At 36.4% G+C, this 17,690-nt stretch carries 16 protein-coding genes; 10 read left to right on the forward strand and 6 right to left on the reverse strand.

Going from position 1 to position 17,690, the window contains the following annotated elements; all coding sequences use genetic code 11:
• Window positions 1-735 precede the first annotated feature (735 nt).
• The 3 genes from BR72_RS14540 to hemQ all read right to left on the reverse strand — a co-directional run bounded on the left by BR72_RS14540 (window position 736) and on the right by hemQ (window position 5,862).
• Window positions 736-3,372: a YfhO family protein gene (locus BR72_RS14540; RefSeq protein ID WP_035434034.1), complete on the reverse strand. Its 2,637-nt coding sequence runs from the start codon at window positions 3,370-3,372 to the stop codon at window positions 736-738.
• A gap of 297 nt (window positions 3,373-3,669) precedes the next feature.
• Window positions 3,670-4,950 carry a serine hydrolase gene (locus BR72_RS14545; RefSeq protein WP_035434036.1) on the reverse strand — a complete coding sequence of 427 codons (1,281 nt, stop codon included), beginning with the start codon at window positions 4,948-4,950 and terminating at the stop codon, window positions 3,670-3,672.
• A 168-nt stretch (window positions 4,951-5,118) separates the two neighbouring features.
• Entirely contained in the window at window positions 5,119-5,862 is a 744-nt protein-coding gene (gene hemQ / locus BR72_RS14550; RefSeq protein WP_035434038.1) for a hydrogen peroxide-dependent heme synthase, read from the reverse strand.
• A 224-nt stretch (window positions 5,863-6,086) separates the two neighbouring features.
• Here hemQ and pta point away from each other — a divergent pair, with 224 nt between their 5' ends.
• Window positions 6,087-7,058: a phosphate acetyltransferase gene (gene pta, locus BR72_RS14555; RefSeq protein ID WP_035434041.1), complete on the forward strand. Its 972-nt coding sequence runs from the start codon at window positions 6,087-6,089 to the stop codon at window positions 7,056-7,058.
• A gap of 34 nt (window positions 7,059-7,092) precedes the next feature.
• On the opposite strand, the gene BR72_RS14560 is transcribed toward pta, so the two are convergent.
• Both BR72_RS14560 and BR72_RS14565 read right to left on the reverse strand, forming a co-directional pair.
• Window positions 7,093-7,938: an octanoyl-[GcvH]:protein N-octanoyltransferase gene (locus BR72_RS14560; protein ID WP_035434043.1), complete on the reverse strand. Its 846-nt coding sequence runs from the start codon at window positions 7,936-7,938 to the stop codon at window positions 7,093-7,095.
• A 274-nt stretch (window positions 7,939-8,212) separates the two neighbouring features.
• The gene (locus tag BR72_RS14565) at window positions 8,213-8,896 is read right to left on the reverse strand and encodes an RsfA family transcriptional regulator (protein WP_035434045.1); all 684 of its coding nucleotides are present in this window, start codon (window positions 8,894-8,896) and stop codon (window positions 8,213-8,215) included.
• A 236-nt stretch (window positions 8,897-9,132) separates the two neighbouring features.
• Here BR72_RS14565 and BR72_RS14570 point away from each other — a divergent pair, with 236 nt between their 5' ends.
• The 6 genes from BR72_RS14570 to BR72_RS14595 all read left to right on the forward strand — a co-directional run bounded on the left by BR72_RS14570 (window position 9,133) and on the right by BR72_RS14595 (window position 15,067).
• Entirely contained in the window at window positions 9,133-9,357 is a 225-nt protein-coding gene (locus tag BR72_RS14570) for a YuzB family protein (protein ID WP_035434047.1), read from the forward strand.
• 237 nt (window positions 9,358-9,594) lie between these two features.
• On the forward strand, window positions 9,595-10,641 hold the full coding sequence (locus BR72_RS14575; protein ID WP_371261900.1) for a FecCD family ABC transporter permease: 1,047 nt from the start codon (window positions 9,595-9,597) through the stop codon (window positions 10,639-10,641).
• Complete coding sequence (locus BR72_RS14580; RefSeq protein ID WP_035434051.1) at window positions 10,638-11,654, forward strand: FecCD family ABC transporter permease; 1,017 nt, start codon at window positions 10,638-10,640, stop codon at window positions 11,652-11,654. The genes BR72_RS14575 and BR72_RS14580 overlap by 4 nt, the downstream gene beginning before the upstream one ends.
• Window positions 11,655-11,668: 14 nt before the next feature.
• Entirely contained in the window at window positions 11,669-12,460 is a 792-nt protein-coding gene (locus BR72_RS14585) for an ABC transporter ATP-binding protein (RefSeq protein ID WP_035434053.1), read from the forward strand.
• A 222-nt stretch (window positions 12,461-12,682) separates the two neighbouring features.
• Complete coding sequence (locus BR72_RS14590; protein WP_035434055.1) at window positions 12,683-13,624, forward strand: ABC transporter substrate-binding protein; 942 nt, start codon at window positions 12,683-12,685, stop codon at window positions 13,622-13,624.
• A 138-nt stretch (window positions 13,625-13,762) separates the two neighbouring features.
• Entirely contained in the window at window positions 13,763-15,067 is a 1,305-nt protein-coding gene (locus BR72_RS14595; RefSeq protein ID WP_035434057.1) for an HD domain-containing protein, read from the forward strand.
• Window positions 15,068-15,102: 35 nt separating this feature from the next.
• On the opposite strand, the gene BR72_RS14600 is transcribed toward BR72_RS14595, so the two are convergent.
• On the reverse strand, window positions 15,103-15,291 hold the full coding sequence (locus BR72_RS14600) for a 2-hydroxymuconate tautomerase (RefSeq protein WP_035434058.1): 189 nt from the start codon (window positions 15,289-15,291) through the stop codon (window positions 15,103-15,105).
• Between the two features lie 109 nt (window positions 15,292-15,400).
• Here BR72_RS14600 and BR72_RS14605 point away from each other — a divergent pair, with 109 nt between their 5' ends.
• The 3 genes from BR72_RS14605 (at window position 15,401) to BR72_RS14615 (ending at window position 17,539) form a co-directional block, all read left to right on the forward strand.
• Entirely contained in the window at window positions 15,401-16,075 is a 675-nt protein-coding gene (locus BR72_RS14605) for a site-2 protease family protein (RefSeq protein ID WP_035434060.1), read from the forward strand.
• Between the two features lie 16 nt (window positions 16,076-16,091).
• Window positions 16,092-16,601: a YwhD family protein gene (locus BR72_RS14610; protein ID WP_035434062.1), complete on the forward strand. Its 510-nt coding sequence runs from the start codon at window positions 16,092-16,094 to the stop codon at window positions 16,599-16,601.
• 392 nt (window positions 16,602-16,993) lie between these two features.
• Window positions 16,994-17,539: a GNAT family N-acetyltransferase gene (locus BR72_RS14615; protein ID WP_035434064.1), complete on the forward strand. Its 546-nt coding sequence runs from the start codon at window positions 16,994-16,996 to the stop codon at window positions 17,537-17,539.
• The last annotated feature ends 151 nt before the right edge of the window (window positions 17,540-17,690 follow it).

A 17,690-nucleotide genomic window follows, 5' to 3' on the forward strand; every position in this document is an offset into this window, starting at 1 on the left:
CGAGCCGCTTCCGCTTTTCTTAAGAAGTTAGGTGGGAGATAAACTGCCTGTAAAAGCCCGATTGGTGAGGGCTGATTAAAGTTTCACTTTATCTCGCTCTTTGCTGCATCTTAAGATTGGAAGAAGTGAAGAAGATAAGTGGGGATGACTACATATGAAAGTCTAACTGAGCAATTCTCCTCATTGATATGAACAAAACTTTCAAGTTCTTACTCATTATTTGGTGTAAAAACACTATTTTAAGCAACTCAAGCTGTAAAAGTAGAGGTAGGAGTTAGAGTGTATCTGAATGGAAAATGCATATTTGAAAAATTGAATACCCTAGTTCGAAATAAGGAAACATCAGCAAACAAGACAAAGCATAAATAGCCTATGAATTAGGGAAAACGAAAAAGCATGACCCCGCTAAAATCGAGTTCATGCTTTTTCGTTTGCTTAATGAAATAATCTGCCTAACTTTGAGGGGGCACTTCAAAATATAGGTTTTTTAGCATTAACCTTCTTTATTACAAATTTCTATATATATCCAACTTGATTTTTTAACACATAGATTGCTGCTATGCAGAATACAACATGCCCGCTACTGGGTTGCTCCTTTTGTTTAAAACTTGGCATGTGGCAGGAAGAGGCCCTGACCGCTTCTATGCCTGGCCAGATGCTCTCGTCCATCTAAAAAGAAAGGTTTTTTTATGTCGTTGTTTCAAGTTGAATTTATATAGTTAGTAAAGTTTAATACTACGCTGATTGATTGAATTCACTATTTTGAATACTCTCCTTGTCTTTCGAAGAATTTCGTTTCATTTTCATTTCTCGAATTACAATAATTAGTAAGATTAAAAGACTAGACAATGTAATAATTAGTCCCTTTAATAAACCTGGTGGTGTGTAAGACAATTCAATTGAATGTTTTCCTGGGTTTGAAATTTGAATTCCTATAAATCCACCTATTTTTTCTGCCGATACTTCTTTTCCATCTAATTTAACATTCCATCCTTTATCATAAGGAATCGATAAAAATAGGGTTGAATCTTTAGTTGTATATATTTCTCCATCTAACGATCTTTTTCCAACTTCTTTTATGTCCATTGGTTGAGAAGCCATCTCTTTTATTCTGTTTTTAAAATCAAGAGTAGAAAGAGCATAAAAATGAATATTGTTTAGATTGATGTTATCACGTACTTTAATTTTTACAGATACCTTCTCTTTATTATACAATCCTAAATCTATTACCCCAGAGTTATACTTTGAAGGATAATTAAATTGAATATTTCTTTCATTAATTATTAATTGAGTATCATCAGATGGTGGGATAGTAATAAAACCATATAATTCTTGTTGCCCAATTACCTTTAAGTTCAATATCAAATATGATTCTTGGTCATGTTTATCTTTACGATATTCATCCCCATCTTTTGTTAGATTTTCCATCTTAATATTAACAGGTTGTATTTCTTTAAAATATTCTTTGTCCTGATTGATGCTCATCATATTATTTTGTAGTTGAAATGGATTTGTTGAATTTGATATCCAATTCTTTTTATCAGAATCTAAAACAAAGCCTAGTGGAAGCGAATTATCATTTTGATATGTAACGTATGATCCTTCTTGTTCTACTTTTTGGTAACCAAAATGATTAAATGTTTTATCTGCAATTACATACTTTGTCCCAAGAAGTGCTTCAGTAAATAATGTACTACCCGTATTATTTAATGCTAATCCGCCTCTTTCTTCAACTGTGTAACCTAATGACCCCATATAATTGTGAAATTTGACATTACCTGTTGAGGTATAATTTGCAATACTGTTATAAGGAACTTTGAGTGAGTCATTTATTTGATATATATTTTCTGCCTGATTAGTAGCAACTTTTTTTTCAAGACGATAAAATTCTTTATCATTTGACTTTATATTTGCTATTAAAGAACGTATCTCTTGTGGAATTTGATATTCATAGACTTTTTTATAAGCAGAGTCCTTATTTAGTCCTTCTAGAATGGTACTAGAGTTAATTGTCATTTCTGTAAAAACAAAGCATATCAAAAGTACTTCGAATAATCTCTTGAACTTATTATTACTTTGCAACAGAAAAATTAAAATACCTAATATGAAAAGCAATAAAATATTAATTAAAATTTTATCTTTGCTTATAGAGACATGATCCCATTTAGAAGCTAGTGACAAAATAAAGACATTAGCAAATATAATTAAAAATAAAACTTTACTTTTAATATTCTTAACCCTATGGTACACATTCCAAGATAAAAAGACCAATAAGAATGAAAATACAAAAGAAAATCTGAATTCATAACCATTTGGATGTTTAAAACCATGCCATACGACATAAAGTGGATACAATATAAAACTCAATATAAATACTATAATATTAAGTCCCCATACTATCTTTTCTTTTTTTGAAATTTTATCAGTTAAGAAAAATATTGGTACAAATAAAACAGCTAAAAGCCCTACATATATATAAGGAGTACTGAAAAACACCCCATCATATGCCTGATTAAATAATTTTAAATAAATATCAAATGGTGTACCAAAGGTCTGTAATTGTGACCATGGAATTTTTCCCGCATTAGTAGATACATCTTTTAAAATTTCTAAAGTGGGGAATATTATTATAGCAGCAATACCAGCAGCTAACACTGTATGTAACAAAAATTGAAAAGCTTTATATATAAATTTTTTGATTTTAAAATCATCGTGAATAATGATTAACCGTGAAAGGAAGTACATAAATGTAAATGCACCCACCATATACGATATATAAAAATTGGATATAAAGAGCACAGCTAAACTTATTGTTAAAAAGACTCCGCTTTTATCTTTAATCAACTTTTCCACACTTAATAACACTAGTGGTAAGTAGATTAGGCCATCAATCCACATTAAGTTTTGATAAAAGACAATAGTATATGACGCTAAGGCGTACATAGTAGAAAAAATTATGGCTTCAACATATTCCGCTTTAAACCCTTTACGTAAATAAAAACACATTGATATACCGCATGATCCTAATTTTAAAAATGTAATCATTGTTATTGCTTGTATTAAATGATCACGAGAAAAGAAGGAAATGATTAGTGAAAATGGGCTAGATAAGTAATACGTAAATACACCAAAAAAGTTCATCCCTAATCCAGCTTGCCAATTAAAAAGTAAACTTGCATTTCCATGTAATACGTCGTAGAAATAAGCATAATATTGGAAATACTGAAACCCCATATCCAATATGAGGATAGTTTTATCTCCAAAAGGGTAAAAGTTTTGCAATTTAAAAGCCACTAATAATGCAAGGCATGTTATAAAAAATACTACTCCATACAATAAAATGTTATTAACGATTTTTGACTTTCTAATCAATCTTATTACTCCCTTACTTTTGAAATGGAATATAATGATGTTGTTGTTGATTGTAAATGTAAAATTAAACTTAAATGGAAATCCCATCAATATTCCGTTTAATATTACCATTTTAAATGTATGATGGAAACCCTATGGAAATTTTAGAGATATAATTATTCATCTTATAGCCATAACAAATTTAAGGGGAAACTAAAAGGCATGGGCCCGATATAATACCGAACCCATGCCAGAAAAGTTGCCTAATGAAATAATATTTTTAACGTTATGGAGTTACTTCATTGTGCTAGCTTTTTATTACCCAAATAATTTTGACCATATATTAGAGAAGAAGTCTCCAATAGATCGCATCGTCAATACGAACCAATTTGCTTTATCTACTTCCTGTGTTGTTTTTACATTGAATTTCGTTTGTTTATTTCCGTCAAGGAAGCCATATTGATCAGTAGATTCTAAAACAAGTGAGCCTACTTTGGCATCCTTTTTCACAGGTGCAACTAAGCTTCCGTCTTCGGAGATTGATTTGTTTGCATCATAAGAAATTTTGTAAGGAGGTTTACTTCCTTTTTTTGTGACTACCGTTATCTCTTTTTCAGGTGTCACAGCTACAGTATCTTCTTTTCCTTTTACGACAGGAATTGTATTATTTCTACCTATTTTCAATTTCTGCTTTTCAAAGTTTTTGAAACCGTAATCCATTAGTGCACGGGATTCTATGAAACGCTCATCCATTGATTTTGTTTTAATAATAACGGAGACTAGGCGTAAATCACCGCGTTTGGCTGTAATGGTAAAGCAATATCCAGCTGAATCAGAACTTCCCGTTTTTAAGCCGTCTGTTCCTTCATATGCAAATGCAGCGCCTGGTAACATCCAATTCCAGTTTTCCATACGAATTGGAAGTGGATGATTATCTGGGAAGTTTCTAAATCTTTGCTTTGTATCTTCTAATATTGCTGGATACTTTGTCATAATTGTTCTAGATAAGATTGCCATGTCTCTAGCTGATAAAGAGTTTTCACCATTCGGATCTGTTCCTTCTGGATGCTTTCCTTTTAAATCAGCATTATTTAATCCTGTAGCATTTACAAATTTATATTTCTTTAACCCTAGTTTTTTTGCATGTTCGTTTGCAAGACTTATGAAATTCTTTTCACTTCCTGCAAGAAGTTCGGCAAGTGCAATACTTGATCCGTTTGCTGAGAAGACAAGAATAGAATGATATAATTCCTTAACTGTATATTGTCGTCCTTTTTCAAATGGAACGTTGGAAAATTCGTTGTTACGGGAAATCTCATAAGCATAATCAGAGATATTTACTTTTGTATCCCAAGTGATTTTTCCTTCTTTAATGGCTTCTAAAACGGAGTATATAACCATGAGTTTTGACATACTAGCAACTGCAAGTAATTCGTCGGGGTTTTGCTCATGTAGTATTTTTCCTGTGTCTGCATCAAACAGAATAGCAGCAGCGGCTTCAATATGTATGTCTTCTTTCGCATAAGAGGGAGTCGCTCCTATGAAAGAAAACATGAGTGTAAGCCCTAATAAAATAGATAACATTTTCCTCATAATCAATTATCACCTTCGCATCGTTATTAGCATGTAGCTTGTACTATTCTAACATGAGTTTGAATATGGAAAGATTACAATTTTGTAAGCAATATGGATAATTTTTCTGTTTTTTTAAAGGGTTCCTATTATATAAAACAATAAAAAAAGGACGATTTTCGTCCTTTTTTGTTGTTATACGTGTAAAAATTTCGCAACCTTTTCGCTTGGTAAAATGTTTCCAACAAAGAATGTTCCGAACTCACCGTAGCGTGCGCTTACTTCATCAAAGCGCATTTCATATATAAGTTTCTTAAATTGAAGAACATCGTCGGCAAATAATGTTACGCCCCATTCATAATCGTCAAAGCCAACAGAACCAGTAATGATTTGACGTACTTTTCCTGCATATTGACGGCCGATTTTTCCGTGGCTATACATTAATTTTTTGCGATCTTCCATCGGTAACATGTACCAGTTGTCTTCGCCTTGACGACGCTTGTCCATTGGATAGAAACAAACGTGGTTTGCTTTTGGCAACGTTGGGTATAGACGCGCAAGAATTTGTGGATTTTGATATGGATCTTCTTCAGCAGGAAGATAGTTACTTAGTTCCACAACAGAAACGTAAGAGTATGTAGGAAGCATATACTCTGCTAATGTTGTTTTATTGAATTCTGCTTCAATTTCATTTAATTCTTCCATTGTTGGACGTAAAATCATGAACATAATATCAGCCTTTTGCCCAACGATTGTATATAGGGCATGGCTACCTTGTTTTGCAGCTTCTGTTTTATTCCATTTTTCAACGATGTTTAAAAATTCGAACATTGCTTGCTGACGTTCATCACTAGACAATGTTTTCCATGCTGCCCAGTCCATAGAACGGAAATCATGTAAACAATACCAACCATCTAACGTTTTTGCTGCTTCACTCATTAGATTCACCTCGAATAGTCAAGTTTTACACGTTAACTATATCATATATAAATAAAAAAGCATGTAACTTCGTCTTAGGCGCATAAAATTGTCACATTTCCTGGCGGAATTTTGGGAAAATATAATCATTTATATTTTATCAATTTTTTAGGGGCAATACGTTTAAAATAGAGATAAAAAGCGGTATTCTTAAATATGGATTTGAATTCGTAGGAGGGTTATTGGTGAGCGACTTATTTACAACAGTAAAAGAAAAAGTTCAAGGTAAAAACATTTCTATTGTACTTCCTGAAGGTACTGATGAAAGAATTCTAGGCGCTGCAGAGCGTTTAGCGAAAGAAGAATTAGTAAAACCAATCTTAGTTGGTAATAAAGAAGAAATTAGTGCGAAAGCTGCTAGCATGAACTTAACATTAGCAGGTGTTGATATTTATGACCCAGCTACGTACGAAGAAATGGATGCAATGGTAGCATCTTTCGTTGAACGCCGTAAAGGGAAAGCAACAGAGGAATCGGCTCGTGAAATCTTAAAAGACGAAAACTATTTCGGTACTATGCTTGTATACATGGGCAAAGCACAAGGTTTAGTAAGTGGTGCAGCTCATTCTACAGCTGATACAGTTCGTCCAGCACTTCAAATCATTAAAACAAAACCAGGTGTTACAAAAACTTCTGGCGTATTTATCATGGTACGCGGCGATGAGAAGTATGTATTTGCTGATTGCGCAATCAACATCGCTCCAAACAGCCAAGATTTAGCTGAAATTGGTATTGAAAGTGCAAAAACTGCTGAATTATTCGGTATCGACCCACGCGTTGCAATGTTAAGCTTCTCTACAAAAGGTTCTGCGAAATCTCCAGAAACAGAGAAAGTTGTAGAAGCAACTCGCATCGCAAAAGAAATGGCTCCTGAATTAACATTAGACGGTGAGTTCCAATTCGACGCTGCATTCGTACCATCTGTAGCAGAAAAGAAAGCACCAGGTTCTATTATTAAAGGTGACGCTAACGTATTCGTATTCCCAAGCTTAGAAGCTGGTAATATCGGCTACAAAATTGCACAACGCTTAGGTAACTTCGAAGCAGTTGGACCAATCTTACAAGGCTTAAACATGCCAGTAAATGATTTATCTCGCGGTTGTAACGAAGAAGAAGTGTACAAGCTTGCTTTAATTACAGCAGCACAAGCGCTATAATTATGAAAAAAAATCCCCGCATTTGCGGGGATTTTTAATTTTCTAACCCAAGTGACTTGTTATTGCGATCAATCATGCGCTGTAAATGATGCTCATATAGCGGTACTTCATCTACTGTAAGCTGTGATGGTGTTAATTTTGGTGCAAAGTGCTGCAGCGTCTGTAAAAGGCGCATCATTAGATCTTGAACAGTAATAGTTTCACCAAGTAGTTCAGACAGTGAAGCCATTGTACTTGGGACAATTTCAGGATACGTAAATCTAGTTTCTTCACCTTGAATTGCTAAGTTGTAAAAATCACGAACAAGTGCTGCACGAGCAGAGCCGCTTTCTATAGCGCATAAGTAAATTTGCACAGCTACGCCTCCGCGAATACGGCGCTGTGAAATACCAGCAAATTTTTTATCGTTAATACTTAAGTCATAGCTGCCAGGACAGTATGAGCCAACGATTTCTTTTGCTTCAATGGTAACATTGTAATCTTTTAACATTTCCTTAATTAAATGCCACATTGTATCATAGCCAAGATCGATATCGATACCTTTATCTGTTTCCTGGAATAGAAGAGAAATGTTTAGAACCCCCTCGTCTAATACAACAGCAAGTCCGCCTGAATTGCGGACGATAACATGGAAGTCCTGCTCTTTCAAAAATTCAATTCCCTGCTTTAAATAAGGCAAACGTGTATCTTGAATGCCAAGAACAATCGTATTGTGATGAACCCAAGAGCGCATTGTTGCAGCGGATGTACCGTTCCCAACGGTTGTACATAACGTATCATCCATTGCGAAAGACTGCAGCGCATGAAATTGTGGACCTAAGCTTGATTGATCAACAATGCGCCACTCTGGTTGAGATAAAATCGAACGAGAATCGCTCATGTAATTAACCCCTTATCTTTAAAATGACAATATTTATTATAGCAAAAAAGAGAGACCTTATATAAATGTAAGTTGAAAACGGGAAAAGCATCTTTTTTTAGGTGGGCGAGAGGGGCTCACTTTTTGTATTAGTTAGCGGTGATTTACATGTCGAATATCGTCGGGGGGTCTTTATATCGTGTCGAAGCGCCGATATATTGTAAATAACGGTCGATAACGGAAGAAAGACTGACTTCAGAAGGCGTTTATGCGCCTTCTGGGTCAGCCTTTCTTTTTATTCTGCAATTTTTTCTAAATTTCCGTTTCGGTCCATGCGAAATGATGTTTGTGTACGTTCTTCGTCGTCCATTAATGCCAGTTTACGTGCACGGTTCATAATTTTCATGAGCGTCTCGTAATCTTCTTGAACGGTTGTGGATTGCTGTTCTAATTTTTCCACTTTCTTTTCTAGTTCAGCATTTTTCCTCATATATTCAACGATGTCTTGTTTCAATCTCTCATTCTCTCTTTCGAGTGCGGATACTTTTACATTAGAAGTTCCGAGAGATTGTAGAAAATGGATTACGTCATGCATCGCAATTGAAGAGTTTGTTGGCATCGCTTGCGTAGTTTGTATAGTTTGAACAGGTTGCTGGGTTTCGATACTAATATTTTCATCAGCCGTTATAGCAGTAGGTGAAGACGGTGGTGTATATAAAAGGCGTTTTTTCGATTGCTCGCCCCCATTTGCGCGCATTTTGTCTTTGCGATGCTTTTTCGCAAGTTGTAATGCTTGATCGTAACTATAGCGTACGACAGCATTCCAGCGAAAACCGCAAGCTGCCGAGGTGCGATTTAATTTATCACCAACTTCTTCAAAGGCATTTAATTGTGTACTTCCTTCGCGAACGTGACGTAAAACAGTTTCAGCAAGAAGTAAATCATCTTCTTCAGTCCAAGCGTCTTGTCTTACTTTCATAGATTCATCTCCCTTTCTTTTTATCAATATCTTATTTTTAGAATGGACAAAATGAATTACTTTTATACAAAGCTCCCAAAATTATGGTAGATTTTGAGCGGAAATATGTTTGTATACCATTTGTTTCTTGCGGGAAGAAAACTTGCATCACATCGAAAAGAAAGGTAAAATACCATTTAGCGTTTATTGTTATATGTACTTGAGAAAAGTTTCAAATAGAGGAAGTGTTATATAAAATGGGAAACGAATTTCGTGTGTGTGATGATTGTCAGGCAACGAATGTGAAGACGTTAGTACCGCGTTTAAAGAAAATAGATGGATGTGCAGATATTCAAGTTGGTTGTCAATCATATTGCGGTCCTGGTCGTAAAAAGTCATTTGCATTTGTAAATAATCGTCCAGTTGCAGCGCCAAATGAAGATGAGTTAATTAAAAAAATTGAAGAAAAGTTAAGCAAGTAAAAAGATACGATGTCGTATCTTTTTTTTGTTTTGTGAAATGTAAAAAAGTTTTATATCACAAAATTTATGATTGACAAGTGTCACCTTGCGTTTGTAGAATAAAAGAAAACGATATTGAGAATCATTATCAAAAGTCGAGTTATATTCTTGATTTTCTTTTTTTGCTTCTTAATGAGAATGAAATTCATTTTCTTGTTATACATATTGAAAGTTAGGATGTTGCATATGGAAGTGAGTATGAGAAAGGTTTATGAAGAAGAATCAGTAGACATAAAAGAGGTGAAAAGTCGTCCGCTTATCGCCTTAATCATTTTAATCGTTGGAACTGCTTTATTAGCTTTAAGTATGGCTACTTCTATTTCATTTGGTGCTGCTGATATTAGTTTGAAAACAGTATGGCAAGCTGTATTTCAGTTTGATATATCTATTACACATCATAGTGTCATTCAAGAATTGCGTCTTCCAAGAGCAATTGGAGGAGTAGCTGTAGGAGCATTTTTAGCGGTATCTGGTGCAATTATGCAAGGGATGACGCGAAACCCACTTGCATCTCCATCACTGATGGGGATTACAGATGGGGCGGTATTTGGCATTGCCATCATGTTTGTATTCTTCCCAAACTCGCCATATTTCATGTTTGTCATTGCTTCTTTCATCGGTGCAGCATTTGGTGCAAGTATCGTATACGGAATTGGAGCAGCGTCTCCGGGCGGATTAACACCAATTAAGTTAGCGTTATCTGGAGCGGCAATTAGTGCCTTACTAGGCGCAATTTCATCTGGGATTGCTTTATATTTTAATCTAGCGCAAGAAGTTAGTATGTGGCATGCAGGCGGCGTTGCTGGTGTGAAATGGACGAGTTTAAACATGTTGCTTCCAGTTGGTCTTGTTTGTCTAATTATTGCGATTATGCTAGCAAGGTACATTACGATTTTAAGTTTTGGTGAAGAAATTGCCATTGGCCTTGGACAAAATACGAAGCTTATTAAGTTTATTGGAACAATTCTTGTACTTGTGCTTACAGGTAGTGCCGTTTCTATAGCTGGGTCTGTTGGATTTGTTGGTCTTGTTATCCCGCATTTAACACGTTTTCTTGTGGGATCAGATTATCGCTGGATTATCCCATGTTCTGCCGTTTTAGGGGGATTACTTGTTGGATGTGCTGATATGATCTCACGTATTATTAATCCGCCGTTTGAAACACCGATTGGCGCTGTAACAGCGATGATTGGTGTGCCATTCTTCCTCTACTTAGCGCGTAAAGAAGGGAGAGGGAAAATGTGAGGCAAGGAATATTAACGAGAAAAAACATCTCAATTTTATCTAGCATTGGTCTGTTCATTTGCATCGTATTTTTCATTAGCTTAAATACAGGTACGTTCAAAATTTCACCAATTGAAGTGCTGAAAACGCTCGTTGGTCTTGGAGCAGAAGATCAAACAACAATTTTATTTGATTTTCGGATGCCGCGAATGATTGTTGCTCTTTTAGTCGGATCAGCTTTAGCAGTATCCGGTGCAATTATGCAAGGATTATCACGTAACCCACTTGCCGATCCAGGAATTATTGGTATTAATGCTGGATCGGGACTGTCAGTTGTAATGTTTGTTTATTTCGTATTTGGGAAAGTAACGATGACTTCGTTTGTATCTGTATTCATTTTGCCGTTTTTTGCTTTAGTTGGTGCAATAGTAGCGGCGGTCATTATTTACGCACTTGCTTGGAAAGACGGTGTTTCGCCGGTTCGATTAGTTCTCGTTGGGATTGCTGTAGCAGCTGGGTTTAGTGCTGTGAGCTTAGTATTCTCGATGAAAATGACAGCGAATGATTTCCGCTTTGCTACGATTTGGTTATCGGGAAGCTTATGGGGGACAGATTGGAAGTTCGTATTAAGCGTATTGCCATGGATGCTTATTTTCTTACCAATTGCTTTTATGAGAGCACCTATTTTAAATGTAATGAATTTAGGAGATGCAGCGGCAACGGGCCTCGGTTTGAACGTTGAGAAAGAGCGCCGTAAGCTATTATTTATCGCTGTTTGCTTAGCGGGTGCATCTGTTGCGGTTGCTGGGGGAATCAGCTTTATTGGATTAATGGCGCCGCATCTTGCCCGCCGCTTAGTAGGCGGAAAATATCAAATTATGCTGCCAACTGCTGCGCTCATCGGAACATTATTGTTATTGTTTTCCGATCTTCTTTCGCGCAGCTTACTTACAACATCAGAAATACCGGTTGGTCTTGTCATTTCAGTAATTGGCGCGCCGTATTTTATTTATTTACTTATAAAAACAAGATAGGGGAGACGATCTATATGCCATCTTTATCAGTTGAGTCGATATCTGTTGGATATAGTGAAAATTTAATTATTGATGGGTTGTCTGTTGAAATACCTGAAGGGAAAATTACGACCATCATTGGTCCGAACGGATGCGGGAAATCTACGCTTCTGAAAACAGCATCGCGTATTTTAAAAGCAAAACGAGGTACTGTTTATTTGGACGGAAAGGAAATTGAGAAACAGCCGACGAAGGAAATTGCGAAAAAGATGGCAATTTTGCCGCAAACAGCAGAAGTGCCAACAGGTCTTACTGTATTTGAACTCGTTTCATATGGGCGTTTTCCACATCAAAAAGGGTTCGGTACGCTATCGGAAGAAGACTATCGTTACATTCGCTGGGCGCTTGATGTGACTGGTATGAAGGAATTTGCAAATCGTCCGGCAGAGGCGCTGTCAGGCGGACAACGTCAACGCGTTTGGATTGCAATGGCGCTAGCACAAGGAACGGATTTACTTGTACTAGATGAGCCAACAACATACCTTGATATGGCACATCAACTTGAAGTGCTGAACTTATTAAGAAAGTTAAATGAAGAAGAAGGAAGAACAATCGTGATGGTTATTCACGATCTCAATCACGCTTCTCGTTTTTCTGATCATATGCTTGCATTAAAAGAAGGGAAACTAATGAAACAAGGAACGCCAGATGAAGTCATGACATCTGAAACGCTTCGCGAAGTGTTTGAAATTGAAGCACAAATGGTTCCATGTCCCGTTGGTGGCAAACCAATTTGTCTTACTTATGACTTAATGACGAGTGCGTAAGCTGGTCTAAGGTTGTTCTAGTGGGCGGTAAATTGCGCCAGTAGATTACTGCCCGTCAGAACGGGAAAAGGTGTGACTTCCAGAAATTTGTATAAATAGTTATATATCTTGATTTTTTGACATATAAGTCGCTGCTATGCACGGCCAGATGCTCTCGCCCTCCTATAAAGAAAGGGGTTTGCTTGTAGCACTTTCACTATAACAAGATAAGGAGAGGAAAATATGAAGAAATTCAAAGCTACTCTACTAGTTTTCGTATTAGCGATTACTTCTATATTATTTGCAGCTTGTTCTTCTGATAAGAAAGAAGAAAAGAAAGCAGACGCAAAAAGTGAAGAGCGTGTTGTAAAACATGCAAAAGGAGAAATTAAAATCCCTGCAAATCCAAAGAAAATTGCGGATTTAAGTGGGTCAACAGAAGAGTTATTAATTTTAGGTATGAAGCCGGTTATTACGGCAAATACGACGCAAGAAAAAATTGATGCACATATTGCAGAACAATTAAAAGGTGTAAAACCAGTTGGTTCTGCTTGGGGAGATAAAATTAACATTGAAGCAGTCGCCGCTGCAAAACCAGATTTAATTTTAGTAAACAATCGTCAGGGAAAAATTTATGATCAGTTATCTAAAATTGCACCAACAGTTATGTTAAGTACTCCATTAGATCAATGGCGTCCGAAGTTTGAAGAAGTAGGAAAAATCTTCAATAAAGAACAAGAAACAGCTGCATGGTTAAAGAAATACGATGAAAAGGCAAACAAATTACATGATCAAATCGTTGCTAAAACTGGTGATGCAAAATTCATGGTAATGGCAGCATATCCGAATGCATTCCGTGTGTACGGTGACTATGGATACGGTAGTATTCTATTTAAAGATTTAAAATTGCCAGCAGTTAATGGTACTCCAGCAGACAAGCCGTTAGTACAATTACAAAAGGAAGCATTAATTGATTACAATCCAGATTTCTTATTTGTATTCACAACAGGTGATGGTACGCAGCGTCTAAAAGAATTCCAAGAAGAAACCATTTGGAAAAATATGAACGCTGTAAAAAATAACCGCGTGTATATGATTAAAAACGAAGATTTAAATAAAGGATATTTTCCACTTGGTAAAGAGATGTTATTAAACGAGCTATCTACGTTTATTTTAGGAAAATAATAATGATGGAGAAAATCACCTTCGTTTTTGGAAGGTGATTTTATTTTCATGCAGGAATATACAGTCTTTCATTTCTTTCTGTTTCGCCTTTCGTTTATAATAGAGGTAAGAACGTATAATGGAGGGCAGTGAAGTGTAATGGCATATGTAAGTGATAAATTAAATGAAACGAAAGTGTTCAAAGACCCAGTGCATAAATATGTGCATGTACGCGATCGCGTAATTTGGGATTTAATTGGAACGAAAGAGTTTCAACGTCTGCGCCGTATTAAGCAGCTAGGGACGACATTTTTTACATTTCACGGTGCGGAGCATAGTCGCTTTGCTCATTCACTAGGTGTCTATGAAATTATTCGCCGCATGATTGATGATGTGTTTGATGGAAGACCGGATTGGAATGCAGAAGATCGTTTGTTGTGCTTATGTGCAGCACTTCTTCACGATGTTGGACATGGTCCTTTTTCTCATTCATTTGAAAAAGTTTTTAATTTGAATCATGAAAAATTTACACAAGCAATTATTGTCGGTGATACAGAAATCCAAGAGGTATTAAGCCGAGTTGATCGTGAGTTTCCGCAAAAAGTAGCGGATGTCATTGCGAAAACTTCTACTAATAAATTAGCAATTAGTATGATTTCTAGCCAAATTGACGCAGATCGCATGGACTATTTATTACGAGATGCGTATTTCACAGGTGTGAAATATGGAAACTTTGATATGGAACGAATATTACGGGTAATGCGTCCATTTAATAATCAAGTTGTGATTAAATATAGCGGGATGCATGCTGTTGAACATTACATTATGAGCCGTTATCAAATGTACTGGCAAGTATATTTTCATCCAGTCACGCGCAGTGCGGAAGTGATTTTGACAAAAATTTTGCACCGTGCGAAAGCGTTGCATGAACAGTACTATACATTTAAATATCATCCTGTTCATTTCTATTCTTTATTTGAAGGGGAAGTAACGGTAGAGGATTATTTGAAGCTAGACGAGAATGTTATGTATTATTACTTCCAAGTATGGCAAGAAGAAGAGGATGCTATTTTAAGTGATTTATGCCGCCGTTTTATGAACCGTAACTTGTTCAAGTGCGTTGATTTTACAGAAAAGCACGGGTTAAACAATTGGGTAGAATTAAATAATTTATTTAAGAAGATTGGGCTTGATCCAGAATATTATTTAGTGGTAGATTCTACGTCGGATCTGCCGTATGACTTTTACCGTGCAGGTGAAGAGGAAGAACGCTTGCCGATTTTACTGCTTATGCCAAATGGAGAACTGCGTGAATTGTCTCGTGAGTCGGACATTGTGGAAGCAATTACAGGTAAAAAGAGAACAGATCAAAAGCTATTCTATCCGCATGATTTACTGTATGAAGATGGAAGAAAAGGGAAAATAAAAGAAAAAATTATTCGTTTATTAGAAGGAAAAGAGTAAGAGAAGCAGCACAGCTGCTTCTCTTACATCGATGATTATTCTTGGTCGCTTAAGCGCTTTCCGCCAATTGCGTAATGATTTTTAGACATTTCTTCAATGAATACAACGATTTTTTCTTCTGGTGCACCAGTAGTTTCGCTTACTGCAGCTGTTACTTTTTCAGCAAGGGCTTTCTTTTGCTCTTCTGTGCGACCTTCTAACATTTTCACTGTTACGTATGGCATATGTATCGCTCCTTTTATGTAGATTACAGTACTATTATAACGGATTCTTGAAGAGCGCAATTAGAAAATAAAAGATTTTTTATTTGGATTATTAAGAAGGAGATGAAGTATGGATAATTTCTTTAGATACCCATTGCACGAGTTACCGTTGTTAGCTCTTGCAGTTGCAATCGCACTCTCTGTACATGAGTTTGCACATGCATATGTTGCTTATAAATTTGGAGATTTAACGGCGAAGAATCAAGGGCGTTTAACAATATCGCCCCTTTCTCATATCGATCCGATTGGTGCAATCGCATTCTTGTTTATCGGTTTTGGATGGGCGCGCCCTGTGCCGGTAAACCCATATAACTTTAAACGTCCGCGCCTTGCGGGGGTTTGCGTTTCGATTGCGGGGCCAATCAGTAATTTATTATTGGGTGCTTTTGGACTTGCTGCCTGGTATAGCTTGCTGAAATTTGGAGTGATTGAAGCAGTCCCAGTAGCAGTAGGAGAGACGCTATTTCAGTTCTTTCAAATTTTTATCGGGATTAATATCGTTCTGTTTATTTTTAACTTGATACCAATCCCGCCATTAGATGGCTACCGTGTTTTGGAAGACCTAGCGCCAACTAATATACGTGCGAAAATGACGCAATATGAAAAATACGGTGCAATCCTTTTATTGATTCTTGTCATTACACCGTTAGATCGCTATACGATTCAACCAATATTTCAAGTTGTCATTCCACAAGTTTTAGGTATGCTGCATACTATAATTGGACCATTATTTGGATTGTATTAGAAGGGGAGGCTTTTCTGTGGCAGAGAAAAAGAAACAAATTGGTTTTAATATTATTAAAAATGACTCTACAGATGGACACGGCGGCTTTGGAGTCGGCGCATTAAGTCTTGAAAATATTTCTCCTGTTATTATTGATGTAACGGAAGGAACGGCAGTTGTAGATATTGGAGCAATGCATGCCCGCAGTGCCGTTGAAAAAGGTATTAAATTTTTAATCAATAAAGAAGGAGTACCAAATGCAAAACCGTACTGGCTTGTTTGGGTAACAATTGAGCGCACAGCAAACGGCGCGTATTATGCAGGTGTAACTGCATGTGAAATGACTGTAGACCGTGAAATTCGCCGTGGTTATAAATCACTTCCAGAGCACGTAAATAAAATGGATAAATCATTAAAGCGTTACATTATGGTTGATCATATGGATGAACCTTCTAAAAAAGTGCTTGGAACATTCTTAAAAGAGCATAATGAGGAGCTATGGAATTCTTCTAGTGAGAAATTACGTAGTGAATTGTTAGGAGAGTAATAGGTGAGGCTGCTCAAAAGTGAAACTTTTGGGTTTATATATAAGGAGCCGACTAAAAAGTCCACTTTTTAGTCGGCTCCTTTCAATTTTCGGTATGATTCAGCTCAGCGAATCGATCACTTTTGCGTCGAATGTCGTCGAGGAATCTTTAAATTGTGTCGAAGCGCCGATATATCGCGAAAAGCGCTGATATATTCCAAAGAGTGGTCGATATATCGTGAAAAGCACCGATATATTGCAAAGAACGGTCGATAACGGAAAAAGAACTGACTTCAAAAGGCGCTTATGTGTCATTTGGGGTTTGTTTGAAAACATGTTTTTAATTGAAGAGAGCAGGAAATGCCGATATTTGTCAGAAATATGTATGTAAATGGGGAAGGAGAGATGGATACATGAGAATAAGTGGGGAGTCTATTTTCATAAAAAGTTTAGAAGAATGTGATGCAGAAGCTATGATGCATTTAGAATCGAAAAACCGAGATTTTTTTCAACTGTATACAGCGTTACGAGAGGATAATTTTTATACGTTAGACGGTCAAAAGGAACGTATTCGAAAAGGGAATGAAAAGCAGGAGCTTGATGAGGAGTATTCATTTGGCATTTATCTAAATGAAACGGGAGAGTTAATCGGGTCTGTTGCATTATTTGAAGTACTACGCTACTCTTTGCAAAATTGCTTTATTGGATATACCTTAGATAAACATCATAATGGGAAGGGATATATGACAGAGGCTGTTAAGCTAGTTGTGTCTTACGCATTCGATGAACTAAAGCTTCATCGGATTGAAGCGGGCGTTATGCCACATAATACCGGATCAATAAAAGTGTTAGAGAAATCAGGCTTTCATAAAGAGGGAATTGCAAGGAAAAACGTAAAGATAAATGGAAAATGGGAAGACCATCAAGTATTAGCGATCGTAAATGATAATGATGAATAGAAAGGAAAGATGCTCAGCGAATCGACTACCTGTGTGTCGAATGTCGTCGAGGAATCTTTAAGTTGTGTCGAAGCGCCGATATATTCCAAAGAGTGGTCGATATATCGTGAAAAGCGCCGATATATTGCAAAGAACGGTCGATAACGGAAAA

The organism is Bacillus sp. UNC322MFChir4.1 (assembly GCF_000746135.1).
Lineage (GTDB): Bacteria > Bacillota > Bacilli > Bacillales > Bacillaceae_G > Bacillus_A.

Bases quoted from the DNA above. Each gene is read 5' to 3' on its own strand.
- BR72_RS14590 (WP_035434055.1), top strand. From the start codon at position 12,683: ATGAAGAAATTCAAAGCTACTCTACTAGTTTTCGTATTAGCGATTACT.
- BR72_RS14600 (WP_035434058.1), bottom strand. From the start codon at position 15,291: ATGCCATACGTAACAGTGAAAATGTTAGAAGGTCGCACAGAAGAGCAA.
- BR72_RS14595 (WP_035434057.1), top strand. From the start codon at position 13,763: ATGGCATATGTAAGTGATAAATTAAATGAAACGAAAGTGTTCAAAGAC.
- BR72_RS14570 (WP_035434047.1), top strand. From the start codon at position 9,133: ATGGGAAACGAATTTCGTGTGTGTGATGATTGTCAGGCAACGAATGTG.
- BR72_RS14560 (WP_035434043.1), bottom strand. From the start codon at position 7,938: ATGAGCGATTCTCGTTCGATTTTATCTCAACCAGAGTGGCGCATTGTT.
- BR72_RS14615 (WP_035434064.1), top strand. From the start codon at position 16,994: ATGAGAATAAGTGGGGAGTCTATTTTCATAAAAAGTTTAGAAGAATGT.
- hemQ (WP_035434038.1), bottom strand. From the start codon at position 5,862: ATGAGTGAAGCAGCAAAAACGTTAGATGGTTGGTATTGTTTACATGAT.
- BR72_RS14575 (WP_371261900.1), top strand. From the start codon at position 9,595: ATGAGAAAGGTTTATGAAGAAGAATCAGTAGACATAAAAGAGGTGAAA.
- BR72_RS14565 (WP_035434045.1), bottom strand. From the start codon at position 8,896: ATGAAAGTAAGACAAGACGCTTGGACTGAAGAAGATGATTTACTTCTT.
- BR72_RS14585 (WP_035434053.1), top strand. From the start codon at position 11,669: ATGCCATCTTTATCAGTTGAGTCGATATCTGTTGGATATAGTGAAAAT.
- BR72_RS14605 (WP_035434060.1), top strand. From the start codon at position 15,401: ATGGATAATTTCTTTAGATACCCATTGCACGAGTTACCGTTGTTAGCT.